This is a genomic window from Streptomyces aquilus, from assembly GCF_003955715.1.
In the GTDB taxonomy this organism is placed as follows: domain Bacteria; phylum Actinomycetota; class Actinomycetes; order Streptomycetales; family Streptomycetaceae; genus Streptomyces; species Streptomyces aquilus.
The window spans coordinates 10,376,771-10,393,987 of record NZ_CP034463.1 but is presented as its reverse complement, the minus strand read 5'-3'; the positions used below and the strand labels follow the sequence as shown (position 1 = coordinate 10,393,987).

The following is a 17,217-nucleotide window of genomic DNA, read 5'->3' as shown; positions in this document are numbered from 1 at the left end:
CACCCCGCCGAGCCCGGCCCGCAGGGCCGTCTTCGACCAGATCGATGAGGAAAGCTGCTGCCGCCTGGGTCCCAGGGCCCGGCGGCGTGTCGACGAGGCCCTCGACGCCCTGATCGAGGAAGCCCTCACGGCCACGCCCGGCACCACCGAGCCGCGGTCCGCGTAGCGGCAACCCCCAGCTGCCGCGCCCTGCACCCCCTCCCCGGCAGGGCGCGGCCCCCGGCCGGACTCGCCGGCCGCCATCCAGCCGGCCGGGCCCTCCCCCCGCGCGGGGCGCCGGACGGCAGACCGCAGCAGCCGTGCGGGGCCGCCGCCCGCATGATGCGACCGCGGACCGGCAGGCCGCGGGCCACCCGTCAGACTGACGCCCACCGCCCCTGTTGACCGCGTCGGCGCATGGTGGGCCGAGGCCCTCAGCCGCGAGCAGGGCCGGTGCGAACCGGCCCGTTCAGCATCCGCGGTACCCGAGTCCGGCAGTTCAGAGGGGGGTTCACATCCCACTGCATCACACTATTATTTACTTTTGCTGCGGGGTGGTGACTCCGCCATCCAACCCGCAGCTACCAACAGCGAAGGGGAACACCGCATGACTCAGCAATTCGCCGAGCGCGCCACGAACGTAGCCCCCACCGGCGCCCGCAACGCCGACCTGTCCGACCTGGTCCGCATCCTGGAAGACGGACAGCGCCGCAAGCTGGACGTCATCGCCCCCGCGTCCGCGCTGCGCATGCGTGAAGGCAACGTGCACGTCGAAGGTGTCGAGTCCCAGATCACGGCAAGCGGTGTCACGCGGGTCGACGGCATCTACCGGCCCACCGCCGTTGCCGACGAGGGAATCGCGGACAAGCTCCGCATCCCGCTCGCCTACCTGCGCCGCATGCGGGCGGAGAACGTGCCGCTGCTGGACGAGAACGTCAACGCCTGGCTGCGCGAGGAGCCGGAGCGCCGTTTCATGCTCCGCGCGTTCCGCAGCGACGACAGCGGCGCCATGCCCGGTGAGGGGGTAGCCCGGGCGCTGCTGTCCGACAGCTACAAGCTGATGGACAACCTCGACATGCTGCTCGCCGCCCTGGACGGGGTGCAGCAGTCCGGCCACCCCACCCGAATCACGGGGTGCGACCTGAGCGACCGGCGCATGTATGTGCGCGTCGAATCGGAAGCGGTCGCCATCCAGGCCCGCGCCCTGCTGCGCGGCTACCGCTCCCCGTTCGACGGCCGCAGCGGCGACGAACTCCCCATGATCTCGGCCGGGTTCGTCATCACCAACAGCGAGGTCGGCGCCGGGGCCTACACCATCACCCCGCGCGCGGTCATCCAGGTCTGCCGCAACGGCCTGACCCAGACCAAAGACGTCATGCGCGCCGTGCACCTCGGCGGCAAGCAGGACGAGGGCGTGGTGTCCTGGTCCGGCCAGACCCAGCGCAAGACGCTGGAACTGATCACCTCCAAGACCACCGACGCCGTACGCACCTTCCTGTCCCAGGAGTACGTCGAGGCCAAGGTGCACGAGATGGAAGCCGCCGCCAGTCGGACGCTGGCCGAGCCGACAAAGACCATCGAACACGTCACCAAGACACTCAGCATCAACACCGAGACGAAGGACCGCATCCTGGCCCACTTCATCCGGGGCGGTCAGATGACCGCCGGCGGCGTCATGCAGGCCGTCACCTCCACCGCGCAGACCCTCACCGACGCCGACCAAGCCGCCACCCTCGAAGCCCTCGCCCTCCCCGCCCTCACGGCCGCCGCCGCGCACGGCTGACAGACCCCCGTGCGGGCCGGGCAACTCCCCCAGCCCGGCCCGCACGGGCCCAACCCGGCCCGAGAGCGCGGAGCGCGCGACCCAGCCCCGCAGGGAGCGCGGAGCGCGCCCGCCCGGCCCCCTGCCGCGTAGCGCCAGCGCGACGCGTCGGCGGAGCAGACCGCGCGCCCACAAGAAGCCTGTTGTGCCCAGGGGCGCAGTGCGCCGGCCTCTGTCGCCCACCGCCCACCGCCCCGCCCCGCAAGGAGTCCTCATGTCTGCCCGCCCGGAGATCACCCACCCCGGAGACGACGCCATCGCGGCCGCCATGAGCCGCACCCTGACCGCCCTTTCCGCCGTGTTCCAGGCACTCGGAAACGGTGAGCACACGCTGAACCTCGTTGCCGAGCGGACAGACAACGCGTTCGTCACGGGCCGAACCGATCTCTCGATCGGCATGGAGCCGCTGCGCCTGGCCGTCCTGGACGAAGACGAGTTCTGCGCCTTCCGCATGCTGCTGGTGTTCGCACTGGAGGCCAGCACGATGCGCAGCGCCGTCCTGATCGCGACCACGGCCGCCGAGCCCAACCCCCGTGCGTGCGGCTGGTCTGTGCGTGACGGGTGGCTGCACCCCCTGGACACGGACGGCCTCCAGGCCGCTGTCACTCCGTGCCCCGATGTGGCGGCCGTAGAGCGCGAGGTCTACCCCGCCCCCGTCCTCCTCCAACTCCCCGACTCCGACCTGAACAACCCCCATGCCTGAGCTCCCACGGCCCGACAACGCCGCCACGACATCCGCCATGGGCCACGCCCAGCACGCACTCACCACCCTGCTCCCCGCCCTCGGTGAGGGGAGCCACGAGCTGCACATCAACGCCGAGCGGACGGACGGCACGGAGGTGAGCGCCGACCTGTACGTGACCGTCGAGCCGGGTGCCTGCCGCGTGGATCACTCCGCCGAGGAGTACGTGCAGTTCTTCGTACTGCTGACGTTCGCCCTGGAGAACAGCACCGTGCGTGACGCCGTCCTGATCGCCACCACCGCCAACGCAGGCCTACGCACGTGCGGGTGGGAGGTACGGGCCGGATGGCTGCACCCCATGGACACGGCCGACCTCCACCAGGCCGCCATGTCCTTCCCCCCAGACGACGCCGCGCCGCACGTGGTCTGTCACGCCCCCGTCCTGCACCGCCCCCACGGGGCCGCGAAGGAGCGCTCATGAGCGAGAAGCCCGCCGTCACGCCGGACGGCTACTGCACCAACAAGGACCCGGTCCCCGGCACCACCGGGCAGGTCAACGGCCACGCACTCGGCGGGAAGTTCTTCAAGATGCACGGCCGCCGGTACGCGGACTGCCCCTGTGGCCGCCGCCCCAGCCTGACCGACCGGGGCAACCTCCGCCGACACAAGCCGCCGCAGGAGTAACCCCGCAGACGCCGTCCACGCCCCTCCCCCGGTACGGGGGCGTGGACGGCCGCCCCGGCCAGCGCGCCACTGGCCGACTGCCGCCCCGCGCCCGCACCCTCCCCTTCGACGAGTACGGGGCGGCACGCCCCCTCAGCCCACCCGGTCGAATCCCGAGGAGCCGCAGCCCATGACCCGCCCGATACTGACCATCGACACGCCCGCCGGCCCCGTACGCGCCACCGCCGACCACCGCGCGGACGACGCCGTCGTGTTCGAGCTGGGCGGGGCGATGCGCGGCAGCGTGCACGCCATGGGCACCACCGGCCCCAACCGCTGGGACCGGTTCACCGCCGTCCGCGCCTGTCTCGGCCCCGTGAACGCCTACACGACCACCGCCCCCGACGACAACCTCCCGCGGCTGGCCCGCGGCCACACCGGCCACCACGGCAGCCTGACCCCCTCCCGCGACCACGCCGACCGCCCCCACGTCTCGGTCCAGCCGCTGTCGACCACCGCTGATCACCCGCCGTCGGAGAAGACGGAAGCGGTACTCACCGCCGTCCTGCGCAGCTGCGCCGAGCACGTCGCACAGCGCGCCGACCTGCCCGCGATCCTGGAGGCCTCACGCCAGCGCGACACCCCCGGACTGCTGCGCTTCCTCACCTGGTCCGCCTCCTACCACCAGGCCGAAGCCGCCCGCCTGGAGCGCGAAGCCCGTACCGCGCTCCCCGCCCGGAAGGCAGCCGAGGCCGCATGGCGGACCGCCCCACGGTGGCTCTCCTTCTCCCCGAACCCGGTCCTGCTGCTGATGCTGGCCAACCTCCCCGACTCACTGACCCAGAAGATCAGAGGGTTGCAGTGGTGGGCCCCCTACTGCGTCAGCGCGGCCGCCGAGGAGCACGAGCGCGCCCGCCGCGCCCAGGAGGAAGCCGACTTGCTGCGCGCCCAGCAACGCAGGCGCCCGCGCCGTCGCCCGGCCCTGGCCGGCACCGCCTGAAAGACGGGGAAGGCGCAGGTCAGGGGCGGGTTCACACTCCCTCAAAGTACACTATTATTAGTAGTGCGAGGGGGGCGCGTGACAACCCCCGAACTGATCGAGACCAGGGACTGAGGAGAACATCGTGCCGACCATGCTCGAACAGCTCGCCACTGGGGAGAAGCACGATCCCGCGATCCTCCTGCCGAACGTGTGGTCCGAACTGCTGCGCACCGTGGAGACGCTGTGCCCGTGCGGCAATACGACGAGCGTCCGCAACGGCGTCCTGACCACGCACGAGCCGAGGTCGACGTGGGACATAGACGGCACACGGCGTGCGGTGATCCGTGACGCGTACGGCGTCGGGATCACCTGCCGCTACAGCGGACGGACCGTCACCCTGGCCGCCGCCCTGGAGCGCGACAGCGTTCTGACCCCCGCCGAGCGGCACGTCCGTGATGTCACGCAGGGCCGACTGGAGGCAGGCATCACGAACACGGCTCCCGAGGGCTACGCCCTGCCGAAGCCGGTTGCTGTCCTGTTCGCGCTCGCGGAGGCCCACGGCTGGCAGACACAGCAGGCGTGGGCACCCTTTGACGGGGGTTTCCTCCTGAACCTCCGTGTAGGTCGACCGGCCGACGGGGGCCGAAGGTGGCAGTACGACCTGCCCTATTTCGTCGCTCCAGGCGTCGCGCGCCGGACCCGGTCCGGACTGTGCGTCACGCCCGACCGCAGGGGCCAGCACGACACCCCGTCCATCAAGGCCATCACGGCAGTGATCCGGGCCAACCCAGCGCCCGCGGAGAGCTGAGGGGCGACGCCCCCCCGACTCCCTCCCGCAGCCGCTCCGCTGCCGACCGAAGGAGCCACTGTGCCCGAGGAGTTCACGACGGAGGACCCCTGAGATGGCCCCGACCACCGGCCGCCAGTACGCCCGCACCCTCGAAACCGGCGACCGCTACATCGCCACCGGAGCTGACGGCAGACGCCACGAGGTCACCGTCGCCAAAATCACCGAGCACCTCGACGACTCCAACGCTGTCCAGCACCAGTACGCCGACCCGGTCGACCACGCGCACTACACGTACTCGGCCGTCGTGCACGTCACCTACCGGGCGCCCCGCTGCCCTCACGGCCACGACTGGCGCTGGTGCGAGCAGCTCCCGTGCGTCGACGGCGCGTGGCCCGCCGAGATCGATACCGCCTACCTGGGCAACGCACCCGCCCGCCCCACCCCGTGACCACCCGCCACAAAAGATCAGGAGCCCCGATCATGCGTTGGCTGATGAGCCTTGGTGAGCGCACCCGCCCCGACGAACCGACCTACGCCGAGGACCCCGCCCCCGGCCAGGCGCGTGCCCTGGCGCTGGTCGACGACTTCGCCGACCTTTTCACCGTCCTGAAGCAGTGGCGGCAGGAGTACGGCGAGGAACTGACCGCGTGGGCCGTCCAGGTCGAGGTCGACGACATCAACCACCTCCCCGCCGAACTCATCGCCCACTGGGAAGAGGAGGGCGCCCCGGTCCGCCTCGACACCCAGCAGGGCGGCTACGTGAAGGTCTCCGACTACCGCGACGAGTCCGTGCACCCCAGTGTCAGCGCTCGTACCACCACCGGCCTGGCCCTGTGGACCACCGCCCCCTGAGCCGCCCCGCACGCCCCCGGATCGCTCGCCACCGCCCTGGAAGGAGATGCCGTGCCTGTCGGACGCCACTTCGGCCTGGTCATCAGCCGCATGCCCCGCATGACCTCTATGGCAACGCTCCGCGCCTCCGAGGACTGCCGGTTCGCGTGCGCGACCTGCTACGAGAACTGCTGGGGCATCCACCGGCTTCACGGCGAGACGGTGTGGATGTGCTGGCGGTGCACCGACCTGACGGACAACGGCCTGGCGCCCGGTCCCCGCAGCTTTCACACCCAGCCGCCCCGTCCGCTCCGGGTGGGCGAGCAACTGCGCAGCCCGGAGGGCGTGTGGGAGGTCACCAGCTCCGAGCGCGTCTGGACGTGGGAAGGCCGCCGCGTCCGGCAACCGGCCCGGGTGTATGAGCTCACCCGCGAGGACGGCCACAGGGAGACGTGGCGGGGCCACGACATGGCCGACTTCCACCTGATCCCGGCCGAGTTCGAGCACATCACCCAGACACGCCGCAACGAGCTGGGGAGGGCGCTCACGGCCGCCGGCCTCGTGTGGGAGAGCAACGGACTCCAGGGCACCCCACGGCGCCAGACGTACACCGCCACCGACCACCGCGGCCGCCAGTGGTCCATCCAGCCCGTCCCCGGAACCGATTTCGACCCGTGGCAGCCGTCGAATCTGTGGCGGGCCGTCCGACCCGCCCCGCGCCGCCAGAGCCCCGTCCTCTCCCCCCTCGCCCTGGCCGACCACATCCGGAAGAGCAGCGAGTGAGCGGCGAGCCGCGGCCGTGGCGCGCAGAGGACATCGACGACCGGTGCGAGACGTGCGGCGCACCCCCAGGCCAGCTGTGCCGCCCCTGGTGCGGCACCGGCTACACCGCCGAGGACGCCCACCGCGACGCCGAGCTCCGCGACCGAGGTGCGGCCAGCCCCGCACCGGACCCACCCACCAGCCACCCGAAGGAGTGAACAGGCCGCCATGACCAGCGAGTTGACCACACAGGAGGAGTTCGACGCGTTCGCCGACGACGTGGCGCGAGAGTTGGGAACGCACTGCCGGACAGCCGAACTCACCGACCACCACCGCGGTCTGGGACGGCTCATCATCGACGGCGACGGCCGCGCCCTGCGCCTGTCCCAGCCCGACCACCGCCACCCCAACCGGCTGAAGATCCACGCCGCGCTACCCGACGAGGCCAGGATGCTCGCGCCGTCGATCGGAGTCACCGCCCGCAGCGCCCGGCATGTGGCCCGGGAGATCACCCGGCGCCTGTATCCGCTGCACGCCGAGGCCGTGGAGCAGGCCGCCGAGATCGCCGCCAGGCAGGAGGCGGAGGAGCGCGGCCGCCGCGCCGTCACCGAAGCCGTGGCCGGCGCACTCCCCGGCGCCCGCATCGAGGAGCAGTACCGGCGCACCCGGATCATCTGGCAGCACGACACCAGGCCGCCCGGCCAGCACGGCCCCGTCCAGGTCGACAGCGTGACCGTACTCGTCGGTCCCTCCGGGCACGGCGTGCAGGTCGAGGCATCCGGCCGCCCCGAATCCGTGACCGCCATGCTGGCCGCATTCGCCCAGGCGTCACAGGAGTAAGAACAGCAGGTCAGACGGGGGATTCCCTTCCACCGTAACCACACTATTATTGTGGTTATAGAGGGCGTCCCCCTTCAACTCCTCCACGAGAAGGGCCCGCACGTGACCCACACTTCCCATTCCTCAGAGTGCGGCCAGGGCAAGCAGTACGCCGACCGATCGCACACGGGAGATACGACGGCACGCACCGATGAGCACACGATGCGCCACCTCCTGCGCCGAGAGGTCTCCGGCACCATCGGCCTGCTCACCGATGAGCACGACTTCCGTGCCATGCGGCGCTACCGCAGTTTCGCGTTCGACGACTACGCGGCCTACCTGGCAGCAGTCGAAGCCCTCCTCAGGGCCCGCACCGCACACGGCATGCACACCACGCTCGCCCTCTTCGACCCCGAGGAGTACGCCGACTTCTGCGCCGACACCGGCCTCACCCCCGACAGCCCGGCAAGCCGTACCCGCTTCACCTCCGAGACCGCCGCCACCGGCCCGACCATCCCCTACGAAGGGCAGCCGCTCACCGATCTCCTCCCGGTCCTGATCGGCGAGGCCGTCCGCCAGGCCACCTTCGAGCACGCCTCCGCCCTCCTGGCCCGCCTCGGCACCTGCGCCGTCTGCACAGCGGACATCGGCCGAGAGTCCTTCGCCCGTGCCCGCGATCTTCTCGCCCGCGTCCTCGACGCAGCCGGCCCGGGCCGCCAGCACCTGGTGTGCAGCGTCTCGGCGACGCCGGAAAACATGACCGCGGTCCTGCACGCGGACACCGACGCCGACGGCACCGCCAGGCTCGGCGACGCCGACGCCGACGCCCTGGAGTTCACCACGCTCCTCGCCCTCGGACTCGCAGCCCTGCCCGGCGCACTCGTCATGCGCACCAGCACCCCAGGCAGCACCGACCGCGTCTACGGCTGGCGGCTGCGAGCCGGAGAGCCCCAGCCCCTCACCGCCGCAGAAGTCTTCGACGCCTACTGCACCGACATCGACTCCGGTGACCCGATCCCCCCGGAATCGGACGTCGACTACTGCGTCCCGCCCGACCTCGGACCGGACGGTCCGACGCCGGGACACCACCACTGAACAGCCCCGAAGCGTCGCCGCTGGCATCCGGCCGCCACGGCGACGCCCCCCTTCCCCCATGCGGCTCGCCGCACCAGAGCCGCACCCCGCCCGGCCGGATCGCACCACCGAGCATCGCAGTGCTGTAGCTCAGCTGGCAGAGCGCGGATCTTATAAGTCCTGAGGTCGTGGGTTCGAGTCCCACCAGCACTACTCCAACACCGTTCCACACCACTGGAGTTGTCATGACCGACCCCGAGTACGCCCCGATCCCCACGACGCCTGCCGCCGTGGCGTCTGCCGTTCTTGCGGCCATCGAGGCGCGGCCCGACGCCTTCGCCATGAACCACTGGGCGCACCTGCCCCACACAACCCGGCTGGCCCCCACGCAGGCTCCGGCATGCGGACCCACGTTGTGCGCAGCCGGATGGGCCGCTCACGTCACCGGCTGGACGCTCGTATCCCTGCCTGACGACGAACAAGCAGAGATCATCGGCGACGGCGACGGTGACACCTACACGACACGCACCAGCATCTACGCGGAACGAGGCGAGGAACGCCGCCTGATCCGCGACGTCGCCGCCGAAGCCCTCGGCCTCACCCCCTCCGAGACCTTCTGGTACGACACCCCGCCCACCGCGCTGCACCTTCTTCGCGAGATCGCCGGACGCTGACCCACCATCAACCGGCCGCCTCACCGGCGCCGCCGAACCTGCGCAGCCCAGCAACAGAGCGGCTCCGCTTGTGGGTGGTCAGGGGTTCAAATCCCCTCGCAGGCACACACACCACACCACCGGAGCCCACGACGGCCGACACCGCCACCGTCATCTGGAGCGCGACCGCCCCGTCCGGCCTGGAAGGCTCTACGCCGGCGCGGCGCCCATGTCCCGGGCTGCGTACGCTTCGCGGCTGTGCTCAGCGTTCTCCGTTTGTGCTGGTCAGGGGTGGGTTCACACATCAGCAATTCACACTATTATTAGTGATTGGTTGATCACGCCTCCCTCACACCCGGTGACACTCCCCCGCCCTGCTTCCAGCCCCAGGAGTTGCCATGCTGCGAACGCCGCGCCGCGCTCTGCGCTCGGCACGTCTGCATATTCCCGCCCGCCGTTTCACCGCCGGGATCGCGGAACTGCCGCCCACCGCACGCGAAGCGCTCGGCACCGGCGTCACGGCCACGGAGGCCATCGCCTACAACCGCGCCCGTGTCGCCACCGCGACCGCCGTCGCCCTCTACCGCGGCGGGTACGCCCTGCCGATGCGCGACGACGACCTGGATGACGCCGTGCGCGCCCTGGACTTCACCTACTCGGTCCCGAGCGCGGAAACCCGTGCGTCCATCCGCGCCGCCCTCGCCGTCCTGGAAGCCGACTACACCGTCACCGTCACCCACTGACCCACCGTCCGCCCGCGGGCCGCCCCGGCCAGGACCGCTCGCATGGAAGGAAGCCTGGTGCTTCTCGTCGCGCCCGGCCCCGCCCACGGCCTCGCCGCCGCCCCCAGGCCCTCCGCCGACCTCATCCCTGGCACCGAACAGTCCCTTGCCGTCCTGGGGTTCACCTGGAACACGGCCCACTGCGAGCGCTGCGTCCGCATGGACCCCCGCTGCACCTTCCCGCTATCGCCCCGCCGCGAACACGAATGGCCGTAAAACCGCAGTTCAGGGGTGGATTCACACCATCCCTTAAGACACTATTATTACTTTTGAAGCGAAGGGCGACATTTCAACCGCCCTCATCTCGCCGATCAGGCAAGGAGAAGGAGCGCCTCATGGCCACCGCCGTCTCGACCCCGTCCACCGAACCCGTCCCGCCCGAGGAGGAGGCCGCCGCAACGCAGATCGTCCTGCTCGACCCGGCGCAGGTGGTGCGCGACGAGTGCAACGCCCGCGAGAGCGACACCGAACCGGACGAGGAGCTGATCGCCTCCGTCAAGGAGATCGGTGTCGAGGAGACCATCAGTGTCCGGCCCCGCCCCGACGGCACCTACGGTGCGTTCAAAGGCTGGCGGCGTGCACAGGCGCAGCAGATCGCCAACGCCACCGCCGAGCAGGACGGCCGCCCGGCGCGCAGGATCAAGGCGCACGTGCGCGAGGACCTGGTCGGCCGGGACGGCTGGACCCGGTTTTTGTCCCTGGTCGAGAACAAGCACCGCGAGGGGATGAGCGAGCGCGACATCCTCAAGTCGCAGGAGCTGTCCCTGATCGACATGAGCGACATCGAGAGGAAGCAGGCCGCCAGGGCTCTCGGCGTCAGCCGCCACGCCGCCAAGCACGCCAAGGCGGCGCAGAAGCTCGATGACGCCACTCTGCGCCGGGCTGCGGCCGGGGGCATGGACCTGGAGCAGACCGCCCAGCTCGCCGAGGTCGAGCACGTGAGCGGCGCGGAGCGCCGTCTGCTGCGCGCGCTGGGGCGTGACCAGGAGGAAGGCAACGGCGGGCGCGGCCACTGGGACCAGGAGCTGGCGCTCCTCAAGGCCGAGCAGGAAGACGCCGACGCCCGGGCCAGGGCCGTGGAAGACCTCAAGGAGGCGGGCATCCCGCTGCTGAGGGAGCCGGGCTGGGGGCAGAAGGACCCCTCCAGGCCGCTGGCCGAGCTGACCACCGGGCTGGGCAACCCGCTCACCGAGGACAACCACCAGGGCTGCCCCGGTCACAGCGCCCGCCTCGACGACGAGCACCAGCCGGTGTGGCACTGCGCCGACCCTGCCGCCTACGGCCACAAGGTCCGCCCCCAGCCGAAGAAGCCCAGGACGGCGCAGGACGAGCAGCGGGCGGAGGAGCGGCGCAAGGTCATCGCCTGCAACCGGGCGTGGAAGGCCGCCGCCGGTCCCCGTCAGGACTTCGTCGCCCGGCTCGTGCGCATGAAGACCCTGCCGGAGGCGGCCCGCGTCTTCGCGCAGGAGACCGTGCTCACCGTCCCGTACTTCTACAGCTCCTGGACCGACAAGCACGAGAGCGCGACCGTGGCCCGCTTTCTGGGCATCAAGGAACCCGAGCACGCCGACCTGTCGCAGACAGCAGCGCAGCTGCCCAAGGCACGCGTCGTCAACGCGCTGTTCGCGCACGTCGCCGCCGCCTGCGAGTACCACATCCGCGAGCCCAAGACCTGGTCGCACCTCACCGCCCAGCAGGCCCGCTACCTGCTGCTCCTCGAAACGCTCGGCCAGGACGACAACGGCAGCTACCGGCTGTCTGAGGTCGAGGACGAGGCAGTCGCCCGCCACCGGCCCGACACCGCCGCCTGACCCACCCCTGACCAGCAAGCCCCCGGCCGGGCACGCCCGTGCCCGGCCGGTCCCCCTCCGTGTCCCAGAGAGGCAAACCCAGCATGACCCTCACCATGGACGACGTCCTCGACTACATCGGCCAACTGCCGGATGCGATCCAGGTCGCGAAGGTCCAGGCCTCCGCACAGCGGCTTACCGCGATCGACAAGGAAGCATTCGCCGGGCTCGTGGCGGGACGCAAGGCCCGCATCAACGACTCCCTGCGCCCGGCCGTCCTGCGCGGTCTCACCGGCACCGTGCAGGAACGCAACCGCACCAACAGCCGCGCGGGCTTCCTGCTCGATGAGGAGTCCACCCGCACCCTGCGCCGCGACCCGCGCAACACCCGCTACCGCATCCCTGAGGACACCACCCGCTTCCGGATTCCCGGAAACGGCATCCCCCTCTCCTGCCTGGAGGCGGCCGAAGACGACTGACCGGGCCCGCACGACGCCGCCCCGGCAACGGGGCGGCGTCCCCACCCAGCCAGCCGATCAACCGGCCGGACCGCTCTTTGCCCGGCCCGCACGTGAAAGGCCGTCATGACCGACCAGCATCAGACCCCGTCGCCCGACCCGGGCGGCGAGGCCCCCGACCGCCCCCTGACCCTCGCCGTGGTGCGCCATCTGGTCCGCGAGGACTGGAAGGGCCTGCCCGGCGACACGCTCGTCGTGCTGTCCCGGGACGCGGAGGGCAACCTGTTCTCGCCTTTCGCCAGCTACAGCCACTCGCGGTATGCGCCGACCCACAGCGAGCTCGTCGGCGATGTCTACCCGCTGCCGGAGGAACTCACAGCGGACCCGTCCTTGCGCGAGCTGTACGGGGACAGCATCCCCGACACCGCCCTCCCCGCGCTGGTGCTCTACCCGCTCGGCTGAGCGAACACCTGCGGGTGGGGCGGCCGCCGCCCGGCCGCCCCGCCCGCAGGCCGCCAACTCACCCTTCCCCGAGGCCCATTCCCGGCCCCGGCCCCCCACGAAAGCGACGTGTCACCGCCATGCCCGCCCCCGCGCAAGCTCCCCGGGAAGGACCGCAGGCTCCGGTGCTGGTGATCAGCGACCGCAGTGACGACGATCCGGTCGGCCTGCGCACGAGCCCCGTCCCCCGCCTGCACCTGCCGTCACCGCTGTTCAGCGCCGAGGAGTACCAGCGCGCTCCGCTCGTGCTCCTGGACGACCGCAGCTACACCGACTTCACGCTCCGCCACCTGCCGCACCGCCCAGGTCTGGTCATCGTCCTGGCCGCCCCCGACGACGGCACCGTCTATCCCCGGGCAGCCGCCATCGGCGCGGAGGCCGTCATCCGGGCCGACGGCAACCTCAACTGGCTGCACCTGCGCCTGCACGACGCCACCGGCTGCCACTACGCCCACTGGGAAGCACTCCTGACCGCCGGCCCCGCCGATCCTTCCCCACCGGCCAGCAGCTGACGCCCGACCTCGCGCTGCGAACCGCGTCCCGCGAGCCGAAGGAATTCATCACATGCATGCGATCCCCCAACGCTGTGCCGACCGTCCGCTCGCCGGCGGGCTGGTGGTGCCGTACGTGACCCTGATCCACGGCGGTCACGCCGCCTTCGGTGTCCTCGACGCCGACAAGGCCCACGCCGCCTTCCTCGGGCGCCTGTGCCAGATCTGCGAACAGCCATTGGACGAACGGTGCTTCCTGCTGGTGCGCCCGGCCGACGTCCTCCAGGGCTGCTCCCCGGAACCGGCGCTGCACCCCGAGTGCCTGCCCTATACCGCCGACCACTGCCCGATGCTCAACGGCAGCCGCACGCACTACCGCCGCAGCCCCATCCTGGCCAGCCACCCGGCCGGACGGCCGTGTTCCGATCTGTCCTGCCGGTGCCTGTCCCGAACGACGGACGAAGGGCACGCCGCCCGCAGCGCCAGCCCCGCCGACCGGTACGAGGCCTGGATGATCCACACCCCCAACTACCGCCTGGTCTTCCCGCCCGAGCGCCCCGAGATGCCCTCCGGCATCAGCCTCGACGCACCCGTCCTGCGCCGGCGCCTGCTGCGCACCGCCACCCTCACCCCCGACCAGCAACGCCTGATGAACCTCTTCAACGGCCTCATGAACGGGGCCTGACCGCCCCATCTCGCACAGAAAAGGAAACCGCCATGCCGATCACACCGGACCCGACCACGCCCGCAGGCGCAGCCGTCCTCGATCTGGCCGACCTGATGGACGACCTCCAGGAACGCACCGGCCAATGGCCCGGGGCGGACACCGTCAGCATCCTCGAAGGGTGGCTGCACCGCTTCAGCTTCGCGATCGAGGAGAACCTCACCTCGCAAGTGACAGGCCGCGCGTGGGTGCTGCGCCGCTGGGACCGGCACAGCGACGATGTCACGCTCTGGTCCGACAAGGCCTCCGCCCTTGCCTCGCTGGCGCAGCACGTGCACAGCGCCTGGGACGACGTGGCGGGCGAGGACGGTGTCCCGCTCCGCCCGCCCGCCGACGACCGCAAGGCCGTGGACCTCTTCTACGAGTTGAGGCAGGACATCGAGGGGTACACGCTGTACGACGAGGACATCGCCCGCTGCGTGCTCGCGCCCCGTAATCCCAGCCTCTCGGACGCCGAGGAGTGCGCGGAGGCGAACAGCACGGCTGTGTTCCACGCGATGCGGGGGCCTGACGACGAGGGCCTGCCCTGCATGGAGATCGCGGGCATTCTCGTGTTCGCCTACCTCGACGCCGATCGCGAGGCCGTACGGGTCTCCGTTCATCTGGACACCACCGACGAGCAGTTGGTCCGGGCCGACAGCACGGTCCCGATGGTGGTGGAGATCGAGGACACCACGGTGTTCGACAACCTCACCCCGCTTCCGGCCCCGGCGCAGCCGACCGGGTGGAAAGCCCGCTTCCGGCGTCTCACCCGCCGTCCCGCACCCTCCGGCGGCGGGAAGTGCCGACAGGGGGGTTGACCAGACCCGTAGATACACTATTATTTGCTATAGGAGGTGTTCGTATGGCCCCGTCCGTCACGCACGTGTCCGGCACCGTCACCGGTGACGTGGAAGTCCGCTTCACCCGCGACGGCATCGCCGTCTGCCGGTTCCGTCTCACCGAGACCCCCACGCAGTGGGATGCCACCGCGCAGAAGTGGCGTGACCTGGAGCCGATCCCCTACATCTGCACCGCCTGGCGCGACCTGGCCACCAACGCCACCGAATCGCTCACCGACGGGGTCAGCATCCTGGTCAAAGGACGCATCACCGGTCTCAAGGACGACTCGATCTACCTGAGCGTCGACGACCTCGGCATCAGCCTGCGCAGGCGTATCGCCTACACCGAGACCAGCCTGCCCAGCCCCATCGCCGCCCGCCCCTACACCGCAACCCCGCCGCCGCAGCCCGCCACCGCACCCCCGGCCCCCAGCCGACCGGGCAGCCCCCCGTGGTGGGAGCAGAAACGGGCCTAGACCGCCCGCCCCACCCCCAGCCGCCGACGGCGCTCCCCTTCCCGCCGGCCCTGGGGCACATCTCCCCTTCGCCGCCCCGGCGCGGCACCGGTTCGCCTGCCGGTGCCGCGCCCTGCCCGAAAGGCCGGCCTCTCATGCCCACACCCGCCCTGTCCGAACGAGCCGCACGCGCCGCGCTCGCCGCCCACTTCGCGCCCGGCCAACTCGCCGCCGACCTCAACGAGTACACCGCGGCCGAGGTGTGGGACCGCCGCCTCGGCGGCGACGGCAGCGGGCTCCTTTCCTCCTACCGGCCGCGCGAGGAACTCGCCCAAGCAGAGCTGACCTGCAGGTTCATCATCCCCTCGGATGAGGAGTGGCCCACCGCCCTCGCTGATCTGGGGCCCGCGTGCCCGCCGGGCCTGTGGGTCCGCGGCCGCGAACACCTGCCGCGGCTGACCGGCAGTGCCGTCGCCGTGACCGGCAACCGGGTCCCCACCGAGCAGGCCGTGACCCGCGCGCACGATTTCGCCACCGCCCTCGCCGAGGCCGATCACACAGTCACCGCCACGCTCGCCTACGGCATCGACTCCACCGCCCACCAGGCCGCCGCCGAGACGGGCGCCGCGTCCCTCGCCGTCCTGCCGCGCGGCCTGGACGGCGCCCACCCACACACGCACGCCCCGCTGCTGCGCTCCGTCCTCGACAGCGGCGGTGCGGCCGTCAGCCTCTACCGGCCCGGCACCGAAGCCAGCGGCGCGACGCTGAAGGCCAGCGCCGTCCTGCTGGCCGCGCTCGCCCGGGCGGTGATCCTCGTCGAGGCCCTGGACCACGTCGTGGCGATGTACACAGCCGAGACCGCGGTCGGCCTCCACCGGCCCCTGCTCGCCGCGCCCGCCACCGGCGACGTCCGCTCCAGCGGCAACGCCCGCCTCATCGACAAGCAGCTCGCCGTCAGCAGCCTTGACCCCCGTCTCCCGCTCGCTCTGCCGCACGCGCGCGTGGCCCGCGCCCGCGACGTCGCGCACGGCGACCTGCTCCTGGCCGCGGTCGGCGAGGAGAGAGCCGACTACTTCACCACCCCCTACATCGCCCACCCCGAGCCCTTCGACCCATCGTGCGGCTGCGGCGTGTGCTGCCTCGTCACGGCGCCCGGCGAGGTGGTGGTGCTGTCCCAGGGCGACCCCTGGGAGTCCTGCGACCCGTGGCCCGCCGATGACCGCCTTCTCATCGTCTCCGCCCAGCGGCTGACCGACCGGCCCCTCGAGGAGTGAGAGCCGCCATGTCCCGTACGACGTACGCCCCTGCACTGCCAGGCCTCAGCGCCGCCGACGACGACCTCGACACCATCATCAACTGGGGCCTGGGCGCCGACTCCACCGCCTACCTCGCCAAGATGCTCACCGCCCCGGACGCGCACGGCATCGACCTCGACCGCACCGCCGTCCTCTACATGGCCACCGGCAGCGAGTGGCCCGAAACCCGGCTCCTGGCCGACGAGTTCATGCTCCCGCTGCTGCGCGAGAACGGCATGCGCTTCGTCCAACTGGCGCGCAACGGGCACCTCCAGTCCGACGGGTTCACCATCCTGGACGACTCCCACCGCCCCGAAAAGCTCTTCGCCCGCGGCCCGTGGACGCTGTGGGACGACCAGGAGTCCGTCGGCACGGTGCCCCAGGTCGCCGGCACCCGCAAATGCTCCCTGTGGGCCAAGGGCGACGTCGGTGACTGGTGGCTCAAGCAGGTCTTCGGCGGGCGTCCGTTCCGGCAGATCATGGGCTTCAACGCCGACGAGGAAGGCCGCCGCCTCGGCGACCAGGTCACCTCGAAGATGCCCGGGCGTACCGGACAGTTCCCGCTCATCGACTGGGGCTGGCACCGTCAGCAGTGCGAGGCCTACCTGCTGGAGCGGTTCGGCGTGCACTGGCCGAAGTCGTACTGCACGTTCTGCTGCTTCTCCGCCTCCATGGGCGCGCTGCCCGCCCACATGGAGCGCATGCGCTCCCACCCCGACATCGCCGGCGAGGTGCTGCGCCTGGAGTACACGGCGATGAGCCTCAACCCGAACGCCAAGCTCTACGGCCGCAAGACCCTCCTGGAGCTCTTCGACCCGACCCAGCCCCGCGACCGGGCATGTC

23 protein-coding genes and 1 tRNA gene are annotated in these 17,217 nt (G+C 71.3%); all 24 read left to right on the top strand.

Annotated elements, in window-relative coordinates; translation table 11 throughout:
- Positions 1-586: 586 nt before the first annotated feature.
- The 24 genes from EJC51_RS47540 to EJC51_RS47425 all read left to right on the top strand — a co-directional run bounded on the left by EJC51_RS47540 (position 587) and on the right by EJC51_RS47425 (position 16,353).
- On the top strand, positions 587-1,762 hold the full coding sequence (locus EJC51_RS47540; RefSeq protein WP_126269088.1) for a DUF932 domain-containing protein: 1,176 nt from the start codon (positions 587-589) through the stop codon (positions 1,760-1,762).
- A gap of 253 nt (positions 1,763-2,015) precedes the next feature.
- The gene (locus EJC51_RS47535) at positions 2,016-2,504 is read left to right on the top strand and encodes a hypothetical protein (RefSeq protein WP_126269089.1); all 489 of its coding nucleotides are present in this window, start codon (positions 2,016-2,018) and stop codon (positions 2,502-2,504) included.
- Positions 2,497-2,964, top strand: a complete 468-nt coding sequence (locus EJC51_RS47530) for a hypothetical protein (protein WP_126269090.1) — start codon at positions 2,497-2,499, stop codon at positions 2,962-2,964. Before EJC51_RS47535 ends, EJC51_RS47530 begins: the two co-directional genes overlap by 8 nt.
- Complete coding sequence (locus EJC51_RS47525) at positions 2,961-3,167, top strand: hypothetical protein (protein WP_126269091.1); 207 nt, start codon at positions 2,961-2,963, stop codon at positions 3,165-3,167. Before EJC51_RS47530 ends, EJC51_RS47525 begins: the two co-directional genes overlap by 4 nt.
- A 169-nt stretch (positions 3,168-3,336) precedes the next feature.
- Complete coding sequence (locus EJC51_RS47520; RefSeq protein WP_126269092.1) at positions 3,337-4,146, top strand: hypothetical protein; 810 nt, start codon at positions 3,337-3,339, stop codon at positions 4,144-4,146.
- A gap of 124 nt (positions 4,147-4,270) precedes the next feature.
- Positions 4,271-4,936, top strand: a complete 666-nt coding sequence (locus EJC51_RS47515; protein WP_126269093.1) for a hypothetical protein — start codon at positions 4,271-4,273, stop codon at positions 4,934-4,936.
- A gap of 94 nt (positions 4,937-5,030) precedes the next feature.
- Entirely contained in the window at positions 5,031-5,366 is a 336-nt protein-coding gene (locus tag EJC51_RS47510; RefSeq protein WP_126269094.1) for a hypothetical protein, read from the top strand.
- Positions 5,367-5,398: 32 nt separating this feature from the next.
- Positions 5,399-5,770: a hypothetical protein gene (locus EJC51_RS47505; RefSeq protein ID WP_126269095.1), complete on the top strand. Its 372-nt coding sequence runs from the start codon at positions 5,399-5,401 to the stop codon at positions 5,768-5,770.
- A gap of 51 nt (positions 5,771-5,821) precedes the next feature.
- On the top strand, positions 5,822-6,532 hold the full coding sequence (locus EJC51_RS49105) for a hypothetical protein (protein ID WP_244362267.1): 711 nt from the start codon (positions 5,822-5,824) through the stop codon (positions 6,530-6,532).
- Positions 6,529-6,729: a hypothetical protein gene (locus EJC51_RS47495; protein WP_126269096.1), complete on the top strand. Its 201-nt coding sequence runs from the start codon at positions 6,529-6,531 to the stop codon at positions 6,727-6,729. The genes EJC51_RS49105 and EJC51_RS47495 overlap by 4 nt, the downstream gene beginning before the upstream one ends.
- A gap of 10 nt (positions 6,730-6,739) precedes the next feature.
- Positions 6,740-7,351 (top strand): hypothetical protein, encoded by a 612-nt coding sequence (locus tag EJC51_RS47490; RefSeq protein WP_126269097.1) that lies wholly within the window; start codon positions 6,740-6,742, stop codon positions 7,349-7,351.
- Between the two features lie 201 nt (positions 7,352-7,552).
- Positions 7,553-8,425 carry a hypothetical protein gene (locus tag EJC51_RS47485; RefSeq protein WP_126269098.1) on the top strand — a complete coding sequence of 291 codons (873 nt, stop codon included), beginning with the start codon at positions 7,553-7,555 and terminating at the stop codon, positions 8,423-8,425.
- A gap of 118 nt (positions 8,426-8,543) precedes the next feature.
- Positions 8,544-8,617 (top strand) — tRNA-Ile (locus EJC51_RS47480).
- Positions 8,618-8,649: 32 nt separating this feature from the next.
- Positions 8,650-9,078, top strand: a complete 429-nt coding sequence (locus EJC51_RS47475) for a hypothetical protein (protein WP_126269099.1) — start codon at positions 8,650-8,652, stop codon at positions 9,076-9,078.
- Positions 9,079-9,455: 377 nt separating this feature from the next.
- Positions 9,456-9,800 (top strand): hypothetical protein, encoded by a 345-nt coding sequence (locus EJC51_RS47470; protein WP_126269100.1) that lies wholly within the window; start codon positions 9,456-9,458, stop codon positions 9,798-9,800.
- A 42-nt stretch (positions 9,801-9,842) separates the two neighbouring features.
- Positions 9,843-10,055 carry a hypothetical protein gene (locus EJC51_RS47465; RefSeq protein WP_126269101.1) on the top strand — a complete coding sequence of 71 codons (213 nt, stop codon included), beginning with the start codon at positions 9,843-9,845 and terminating at the stop codon, positions 10,053-10,055.
- A gap of 119 nt (positions 10,056-10,174) precedes the next feature.
- Positions 10,175-11,650, top strand: a complete 1,476-nt coding sequence (locus EJC51_RS47460) for a ParB/RepB/Spo0J family partition protein (RefSeq protein WP_126269102.1) — start codon at positions 10,175-10,177, stop codon at positions 11,648-11,650.
- An 83-nt stretch (positions 11,651-11,733) separates the two neighbouring features.
- The gene (locus EJC51_RS47455; protein ID WP_126269103.1) at positions 11,734-12,108 is read left to right on the top strand and encodes a hypothetical protein; all 375 of its coding nucleotides are present in this window, start codon (positions 11,734-11,736) and stop codon (positions 12,106-12,108) included.
- A gap of 105 nt (positions 12,109-12,213) precedes the next feature.
- Entirely contained in the window at positions 12,214-12,549 is a 336-nt protein-coding gene (locus EJC51_RS47450; protein ID WP_126269104.1) for a hypothetical protein, read from the top strand.
- Between the two features lie 164 nt (positions 12,550-12,713).
- A complete protein-coding gene (locus tag EJC51_RS47445) occupies positions 12,714-13,100 on the top strand; it encodes a CpaE-like family protein (RefSeq protein WP_126269105.1) in 387 nt (128 codons plus the stop codon).
- Positions 13,101-13,152: 52 nt separating this feature from the next.
- Positions 13,153-13,764, top strand: a complete 612-nt coding sequence (locus EJC51_RS47440) for a cell envelope biogenesis protein OmpA (RefSeq protein WP_126269106.1) — start codon at positions 13,153-13,155, stop codon at positions 13,762-13,764.
- A gap of 32 nt (positions 13,765-13,796) precedes the next feature.
- Positions 13,797-14,603, top strand: coding sequence for a hypothetical protein (locus EJC51_RS47435; protein WP_126269107.1), 807 nt, complete (start codon positions 13,797-13,799; stop codon positions 14,601-14,603).
- A 44-nt stretch (positions 14,604-14,647) separates the two neighbouring features.
- Positions 14,648-15,100, top strand: a complete 453-nt coding sequence (locus tag EJC51_RS49345) for a single-stranded DNA-binding protein (protein WP_126269108.1) — start codon at positions 14,648-14,650, stop codon at positions 15,098-15,100.
- A gap of 134 nt (positions 15,101-15,234) precedes the next feature.
- Entirely contained in the window at positions 15,235-16,353 is a 1,119-nt protein-coding gene (locus tag EJC51_RS47425; RefSeq protein WP_126269109.1) for a DNA-processing protein DprA, read from the top strand.
- Positions 16,354-17,217: the final 864 nt, after the last annotated feature.

What these genes read in the sequence shown, in the direction of transcription:
- EJC51_RS47425 (WP_126269109.1), top strand. Translation starts at nt 15,235, where the DNA reads ATGCCCACACCCGCCCTGTCCGAACGAGCCGCACGCGCCGCGCTCGCC.
- EJC51_RS49345 (WP_126269108.1), top strand. Translation starts at nt 14,648, where the DNA reads ATGGCCCCGTCCGTCACGCACGTGTCCGGCACCGTCACCGGTGACGTG.
- EJC51_RS47520 (WP_126269092.1), top strand. Translation starts at nt 3,337, where the DNA reads ATGACCCGCCCGATACTGACCATCGACACGCCCGCCGGCCCCGTACGC.
- EJC51_RS47450 (WP_126269104.1), top strand. Translation starts at nt 12,214, where the DNA reads ATGACCGACCAGCATCAGACCCCGTCGCCCGACCCGGGCGGCGAGGCC.
- EJC51_RS47535 (WP_126269089.1), top strand. Translation starts at nt 2,016, where the DNA reads ATGTCTGCCCGCCCGGAGATCACCCACCCCGGAGACGACGCCATCGCG.
- EJC51_RS47530 (WP_126269090.1), top strand. Translation starts at nt 2,497, where the DNA reads ATGCCTGAGCTCCCACGGCCCGACAACGCCGCCACGACATCCGCCATG.
- EJC51_RS47465 (WP_126269101.1), top strand. Translation starts at nt 9,843, where the DNA reads ATGGAAGGAAGCCTGGTGCTTCTCGTCGCGCCCGGCCCCGCCCACGGC.
- EJC51_RS47440 (WP_126269106.1), top strand. Translation starts at nt 13,153, where the DNA reads ATGCATGCGATCCCCCAACGCTGTGCCGACCGTCCGCTCGCCGGCGGG.
- EJC51_RS47490 (WP_126269097.1), top strand. Translation starts at nt 6,740, where the DNA reads ATGACCAGCGAGTTGACCACACAGGAGGAGTTCGACGCGTTCGCCGAC.
- EJC51_RS47455 (WP_126269103.1), top strand. Translation starts at nt 11,734, where the DNA reads ATGACCCTCACCATGGACGACGTCCTCGACTACATCGGCCAACTGCCG.
- EJC51_RS47540 (WP_126269088.1), top strand. Translation starts at nt 587, where the DNA reads ATGACTCAGCAATTCGCCGAGCGCGCCACGAACGTAGCCCCCACCGGC.
- EJC51_RS47510 (WP_126269094.1), top strand. Translation starts at nt 5,031, where the DNA reads ATGGCCCCGACCACCGGCCGCCAGTACGCCCGCACCCTCGAAACCGGC.
- EJC51_RS47470 (WP_126269100.1), top strand. Translation starts at nt 9,456, where the DNA reads ATGCTGCGAACGCCGCGCCGCGCTCTGCGCTCGGCACGTCTGCATATT.
- EJC51_RS47525 (WP_126269091.1), top strand. Translation starts at nt 2,961, where the DNA reads ATGAGCGAGAAGCCCGCCGTCACGCCGGACGGCTACTGCACCAACAAG.
- EJC51_RS47435 (WP_126269107.1), top strand. Translation starts at nt 13,797, where the DNA reads ATGCCGATCACACCGGACCCGACCACGCCCGCAGGCGCAGCCGTCCTC.
- EJC51_RS47460 (WP_126269102.1), top strand. Translation starts at nt 10,175, where the DNA reads ATGGCCACCGCCGTCTCGACCCCGTCCACCGAACCCGTCCCGCCCGAG.
- EJC51_RS47505 (WP_126269095.1), top strand. Translation starts at nt 5,399, where the DNA reads ATGCGTTGGCTGATGAGCCTTGGTGAGCGCACCCGCCCCGACGAACCG.
- EJC51_RS47485 (WP_126269098.1), top strand. Translation starts at nt 7,553, where the DNA reads ATGCGCCACCTCCTGCGCCGAGAGGTCTCCGGCACCATCGGCCTGCTC.
- EJC51_RS47475 (WP_126269099.1), top strand. Translation starts at nt 8,650, where the DNA reads ATGACCGACCCCGAGTACGCCCCGATCCCCACGACGCCTGCCGCCGTG.